The 6,345-nt window shown below is 48.5% G+C and carries 7 protein-coding genes; 3 read left to right on the top strand and 4 right to left on the bottom strand.

The window, feature by feature from the left end:
- Positions 1 to 351: 351 nt before the first annotated feature.
- Both RMO52_RS08240 and purH read right to left on the bottom strand, forming a co-directional pair.
- Positions 352 to 1,290 (bottom strand): NAD(+) kinase, encoded by a 939-nt coding sequence (locus RMO52_RS08240; RefSeq protein WP_309738490.1) that lies wholly within the window; start codon positions 1,288 to 1,290, stop codon positions 352 to 354.
- A gap of 130 nt (positions 1,291 to 1,420) precedes the next feature.
- On the bottom strand, positions 1,421 to 2,953 hold the full coding sequence (purH, locus tag RMO52_RS08235) for a bifunctional phosphoribosylaminoimidazolecarboxamide formyltransferase/IMP cyclohydrolase (protein WP_310412788.1): 1,533 nt from the start codon (positions 2,951 to 2,953) through the stop codon (positions 1,421 to 1,423).
- Between the two features lie 168 nt (positions 2,954 to 3,121).
- On the opposite strand from purH, the gene RMO52_RS08230 reads away from it, so the two are divergent.
- Genes RMO52_RS08230 through RMO52_RS08220 form a run of 3 tightly spaced genes read left to right on the top strand, consistent with a single transcriptional unit; the run spans position 3,122 to position 3,971 of the window.
- Positions 3,122 to 3,382, top strand: a complete 261-nt coding sequence (locus RMO52_RS08230) for a type II toxin-antitoxin system ParD family antitoxin (RefSeq protein WP_309738486.1) — start codon at positions 3,122 to 3,124, stop codon at positions 3,380 to 3,382.
- The gene (locus RMO52_RS08225; protein ID WP_309738485.1) at positions 3,382 to 3,681 is read left to right on the top strand and encodes a type II toxin-antitoxin system RelE/ParE family toxin; all 300 of its coding nucleotides are present in this window, start codon (positions 3,382 to 3,384) and stop codon (positions 3,679 to 3,681) included. The genes RMO52_RS08230 and RMO52_RS08225 overlap by 1 nt, the downstream gene beginning before the upstream one ends.
- 29 nt (positions 3,682 to 3,710) lie before the next feature.
- Positions 3,711 to 3,971: a hypothetical protein gene (locus tag RMO52_RS08220; protein WP_309738483.1), complete on the top strand. Its 261-nt coding sequence runs from the start codon at positions 3,711 to 3,713 to the stop codon at positions 3,969 to 3,971.
- A 50-nt stretch (positions 3,972 to 4,021) separates the two neighbouring features.
- Here the strand turns inward: RMO52_RS08220 and RMO52_RS08215 are convergent, their stop codons facing one another.
- Entirely contained in the window at positions 4,022 to 4,282 is a 261-nt protein-coding gene (locus RMO52_RS08215) for a DUF6335 family protein (protein WP_396134920.1), read from the bottom strand.
- Between the two features lie 132 nt (positions 4,283 to 4,414).
- Positions 4,415 to 6,345, bottom strand: a 1,931-nt coding sequence (locus RMO52_RS08210) for a flavin-dependent dehydrogenase (RefSeq protein WP_310412784.1), incomplete at its 5' end; no start/stop codon positions are given.

The raw sequence follows: 6,345 nt of genomic DNA, 5'->3' as shown, positions 1-6,345 counted from the left end.
GTCTCATCAAGAGCAGCCTGAGAAATAATTCTGCGCTCTCAATCCACAGTCTAACTGTTTAGTTTCACTTTGCCCACCCAATTTCACGCGACAATCGTGCGTTAATTTGCTGAAGTTCGTAGTATTTGAGCGATATCCACTCTTTTTAGCGGAAATTAGCAACTCAAAATTACACCGAAAATTAGCCCTCAACCCCCATTTAGGCTTTAGGCTTTGAGCTTTGTGTTCTTGCTTGAGGTTGCGAAAGCGTTGCGGCGGCGTCGAACTAGAAGCATGATATCTCTGACTTCACCAAATGGGTCACATCCCCCGAAGCCTAATCCCCAATCCCTAATCCCTAAAGCCTAAAGCCTAATTCCTAGTATGATGCCCATCATAGCGAATTCGCGAACCTGCCCAGAGCAGCTTCTCACGCAACGTTTGATAATAAGAATAGTTGTCGCGGAGAATGATAAATTTGGCTTGACAGTCAGCCATCTGAACATCTACCCGCTGTCCCGGCCAGATTGAGGTGCCCAGCACCCCATCATTCCAAAGTTTGGTATTGAGTTCGTAGTCCCCTAACGGCCAAATACTGACATTAGAGCCAGCAGGAATGACAATCGGGCGACTAGAAAGACTCAAAGGGCAAATGGGTGCAATCGTCATTGCCGCCATGCCAGAATGAACGATCGGGCCATTGGCGGAAACATTGTAGCAAGTAGATCCTGTCGGTGTAGAGACGAGCAACCCGTCGCCTTGATACTGATCGATAATTTCGCCATCGATCTCTACCTCCAGGATCGATGTAATCATCCGATCCGCCGCTGCTGGCTTGATACACATCTCATTGAGCGCGAGAAATTTTTCGCTATCGGGAGGGGAATTGCGATCGTCACCATCATATATGTAGGCTTGGAGCATCATCCGCCGCTCGATCGCATACCGATCGGTCGCAAGTCTTTCCCAGATGGTATGACCATCGAGGGGAGCGTCAATATTAAAGAGTTCTAGTGGCTCGGTCAAAAATCCGAGATGTCCGCCCGCATTAATCGCTAAGATCGGGATACCATCGGGAGATAGCTGCCTTGCCGCAGTCAGTGCCGTACCATCACCACCCAAAACGATCGCCAGATCGATCGTTTTGCTAGTAGAGGCGAGAAATACTGGGTAGGGGTTGTCCTTAGCTCCACTCGGCCCCATCATCACATGACAACCCATTTGTTCGAGTTGTTTAGCAGCTTTTTCCGCCAGATTTTGGCTGCTCCGATCTCTGGCTTTATGGGCGATGATGATGTTTTTGAGTTCCACGAGTTAGTAAATAGTGAATAGTGGATAGTGGATAGTGGATAGTAAACTTGCGGTGATAGGAAGATTAAGAGTCTGATATCTGGACGCAATCGTCCAAAATTACTATCCACTATTCACTATCCACTGTCCACTAATGAAGAAAGTGACGAACGCCTGTAAACACCATGACTATCCCTAGATCGTTAGCAGCAGCGATCGAGTCATTGTCTCGCATACTACCACCGGGTTGGGCGATCGCGGTAATTCCGGCGGCGGCGGCGGTGCGGACAGAATCATCGAAGGGGAAGAAACCGTCACTGGCGAGAATTGCGCCTGTGGCTTGGGTTCCGGCCTGTTCGAGGGCAATTTTGGCGGAGCCGACGCGGTTCATTTGTCCGGCACCTACGCCAATCGTAGCGCGATTTTTAGTCACGACGATCGCGTTGGATTTGACATGTTTGCAGACTTTCCAGGCAAATAATAATTCCTGTAATTCTGCGGGGGTGGGTTGCTTGGTGGTGACGACTTGCCAGTTATCGGTAGTTTCGATCGCTTCGTCGGCGGTTTGAACTAACAGTCCGCCAGCGATAATCTTGACATTATCTTTCGTCCCCGTCGCGAGATCTGCTAGGGTTAATACCCGTAAATTTTTCTTTGTGGCAAAAACTTCCGCCGCTTCAGGGGTACATTCAGGAGCGACGATACATTCCAGGAAAGTTTGACTCATCGATCGAGCCGTATCGGCATCCAGCGGACGATTGACAGCTACAATCCCCCCAAAAGCGGAGGTAGAATCGGCATTGTAGGCTCGATCGTATGCCTCTAATAAAGTATCGCCCAACGCCGTCCCACAAGGATTATTATGTTTGATAATCGTCGCGGCGGGAGTATCGCCAAACTCGGCAATAATCCGCCGTGCGGCTTCTAAATCGACCAGATTGTTATAGCTGAGTTCCTTTCCCTGTAAGATTTTGGCATTCGTCCAACCTGTCGGCACTGCACCCGTCTGATACCATGCTGCTGGCTGGTGGGGATTTTCGCCATAGCGGAGCGACTGTAATGGTTGGGCAGAAATTTGATAATTTGTAGTTTCGCCTACTTGAGCAGCCAAATAACCCGCGATCGCCGTATCGTAAGCGGCGGTATGTTGGAAAGTTTCTAATGCTCTGGCTTGCCGGAACTCGATTGAGGCTTGCCCGTTATTTTTAGTCAGTTCGGCGAGATAATCGTTATATCGATCGGGATTGGATAAAACCGTCAGATGTGCAAAATTCTTAGCCGCAGCGCGGAGCATCGCGGGGCCACCGATATCGATTTGCTCGATCGCGTCTGCTAAACTGACACCAGGCTTGCTAATCGTGGCGGCGAAGGGATAGAGATTTACAACGACAAGATCGATCGGGCGAATTTGATGCTGCTCCAGATCTGCAATATGTTCGGGCATGTCTCGCCGCGCCAGAATCCCGCCATGTATTTTCGGGTGCAAAGTCTTCACCCGCCCACCCAATATCTCCGGCGCACCCGTATATTCAGCCACCTTCATCACCGGAATCCCTTCAGCTTTCAGCGCTTGAGCGGTACCCCCACTACTGACAATCTCAAAATCAAATTTTTCGACCAATTGACGGGCAAATTCAATCAGTCCGGTTTTGTCAGATACACTCAGGAGTGCTAAACGTGTCATATATTAGTGCGAAGTGAGGATGCTAGTGGCTAGTATATCGGGTTTGGGGTATCGCGATCGACTACTAACATCCTTTGACTTCCAAGTGCATAGTAGTAACTATGGCTAGACCCAGATTAAAATGGGAATGAACGCGTCAAGCTTTATTTAAAATGGGAGATAGTTGGTATGAATATTGCACTCTCGCCAGAGCAAGAGCAGTTTATCCAATCACAAATCGATCGAGGTAGGTTTAAATCTGCTGAGGAGGCGGTAGCTCAGGCTTTTAAGCTATTGGAACGGGAACGAGAATATCAAAGCTGGATTGAAGACACTCGCCAAAAAGTAGATGTCGCCATAGCCGAACTCGATCGAGGAGAAGGAGTTGAGCTAGATCTAGTAATCGAGCGACTACAACAAAAGTTTCAGTCAGCGCGGGAAACAACTTGATGATTCGCTGTTCGATTGCGCCCAGTGCCATGCGCGATCTCGATGATATTTCCGACTATTTTTTAGAGCATAATGTCAATGCTGGCGAACAGTTTCTGCAAGAATTCACTAAAAAATGTCGAAATCTAGCCACTTTTCCAGCGATGGGTAGAAGCTACTCACATATTCGATTCGATCTGCGCGGTATCCCACTTCAGAGCCATATCGTTCTATATCGTTTAATCGATGATGGACTAGAAATTGTGCGTGTAGTTAATGCTCGCCAAGATTTAGAAAGTTTATTTGAGAGTGAAGAATAATACAGTACGAGTTAAATTAATTTAAATTAATGCTCGCTTTATTTTTAGACTTAATTATTAAAGATATTCTGGATAATCCCCAACATCTAGAAGCTTATACTCAAGAGATGGCAGATGATGAAGATCGACTGTTAGATGGCGTAGAGATCGAAATCGATCGACTCGAACGGCTAGAAGATTTGGCAATCGGTAAGCAAGCTCAATCCGCTTTATCCACATCCCGGATGGTTGGCACGGAGATCTTCACAGCAGAAATCCAGCGTCTAGCGGCAATGGATGCTGATTGCTGAGATTATGGCAAAACTAGGGTTAAATGCACTCTCTGAAAATTTGATCTTGTCTAACTATCGGCAACCGAATCTGGATCTAATTCCCAGCGATCGCGATCGCGTGCTTCGATCGTTTCTTCAATGGCTAAAGGCGAGCCTTCTTCAATATCGATACCGACAGCTTCTGCTAATTCTTCAGTGTCATTTTGACTGGGAACTGCGGTACTGCCGCCGACAGCTTCATCGCCATTTACTTCCGATCGATAGGCATCTTCATCCGTATTCTCTTCGGCTAATGAATCAATTAAGGAATCCAATTCTGGATCTTGCATCTGCTCGTTCCTCTGGGTTAACAATCGATCGCCGATTAATAATGAAGACTCAGCCAGCGATTAGTTAAATCGTCGATCGTCTTCAATATATCGAAACTGCTGGCGATCGTTATCGTCCAAAAGGAAGAAATGTTAGCCCACAGTTACAGAATCACTGTTACTGAGATTGGGAGCGGCTGGCGGGGTTGGTGGTGACTGCGTACCTGCTTTGAGACTGTAACTAAAAGCGAGTAGCCGCAACCAGAGCCGGGGAGATTTAGCTTCCAGCCAAGGTTGAATTTGGATTGCTAACGCTGGAATCCAACTGCTAAACAGGAAATTGACGATCGCGTTTAGCCCGAAAATAATATAGCTACCCAACCAGCGGAAGATATCCTTCGCTCCCGCAATTTGCCAGATCCACCATAATAGCGCCGGATTTTGTCCCGCTGCTTTGAGCGCCAGCCGATTGAACGTCACCCAATCAGTCCGATCCTTAATAAATGTATCCGCAACCTCTGGCGGTTCATTTGCTAGCAACCCGAAGAAAGTATTTAGCGTCGCATTAATCCGTGCTGGTGGTAACGACATCCCCGTCGGTACCATCATCCCCTTAGAAAATAGCCAAGTTACCGCGACATTGCTTTGATAGGCGCGAATCCGATTGAGAGCGCTGGTATCGAGCAAATCGTGTCTGAGCGCGGTATCGAGCAGGTGAGTCAAACGGGGGAGATTGCGAACTAGCGAACCAAATCCGGTGAAAACTAGCGGTGACTGAAGGGAAGCTGCATCGCCGATCGCAATCAGTCGATCGAATGCTACCACTCGATCGGTACTACTGACCGTAAAGTGGCCGGGAATATAGCCAAACGTCGGCTTCCGCCACACCAGCTTATCCATGTCGCACCGTCGATACTCCGGCAAAATCGTGAAGAAATCCTCATACATTTCCAGCAACGAGCCAGGATTCTCAGGATTCACTTGATGGTAATGGAATAAATACACCGTAATTTCCTCACCCGCGCCGGGAAATAACTCCCAAATCAATTGCCGTCCCCGCGAGATATCCCCATGACTGTATAGTACATCCCCATATTTAGCATCCCACACCTCCGGCTCAAAGCCACTGGCGATCGCCGCACCTACAGTCGGACAGACACTATCAAAAGCATGAACGCCATTTAACTGCCATGCAATCGGCGATGCAGTACCCATCGCATCTACCAACAACCGTCCCCGTGCAATCCGCGTCTTCCCAGTTGGCAAATGCTGGCTGGTAATGACCGTCTCCCGCTCCGAAATATCCGCACGGCTAAATTCCGTCTCATCCCAGATTTCCCCACCCGCTTGGCGCAATTTGTCCCCGCAGACGCGCAATAGTGCCTCAGCATCCAGACAAATATTTAACACCGTCGGCGTAGCGAGGATCTTCGCCTGACAATTGGGCGGATTATTAGCATCAAAAAACTTACTAAACCCATCCAGATACTCTCGGGCGATGACCCCTTCAAACTCTGCTGGAGTAAACAAATTCAGATCGATCAGCCGCTGAAACTCATCGCGAGAAATATTCCACTCCCGATTCATCCGCCCGAAAGGCAACCGCTCCAGCAACAGCACCCGATAACCCAATCGCGCCATCACCGCCGCATGAATCACACCCAACGCACCACCGATATAAATCAGATCGTACCTCGATCGATCCGGTAACGATGCTGTCAAGTGCGACGTATCCTCAACCTGAAATAACACCTGCTTCGGCTGCTGGGGATTTTTCACCCCCTCCCGCCAGCGTTTTTCCCACCAGTACACCCGTTGCAGATCCGCCTCCCCATTAGGCATCTTCTGAAAATATTTCACCGTCGTCGGGTAATAAGGCTCCAGCGCCTCAAAAATAGACTTATCGCTGAGATCGATCGCTGGTGGCGCGGGATGTGTCGGGGGAAATTCTAACCGTAATTTCTGTGTCAACTCCTTCACGATCGCACCCTCACCAGAAATCGATCGATCCGCCCAGCGAAACACTTTCAGATAAGTAGTTTGTTGTAGAGACCACACAAAAATCGATAATTCTGCGAGATTAC

It is taken from the genome of Chamaesiphon sp. OTE_8_metabat_110, assembly GCF_031382685.1.
Lineage (GTDB): Bacteria > Cyanobacteriota > Cyanobacteriia > Cyanobacteriales > Chamaesiphonaceae > Chamaesiphon.
This window is presented reverse-complemented; position numbering and strand designations above follow the sequence as displayed.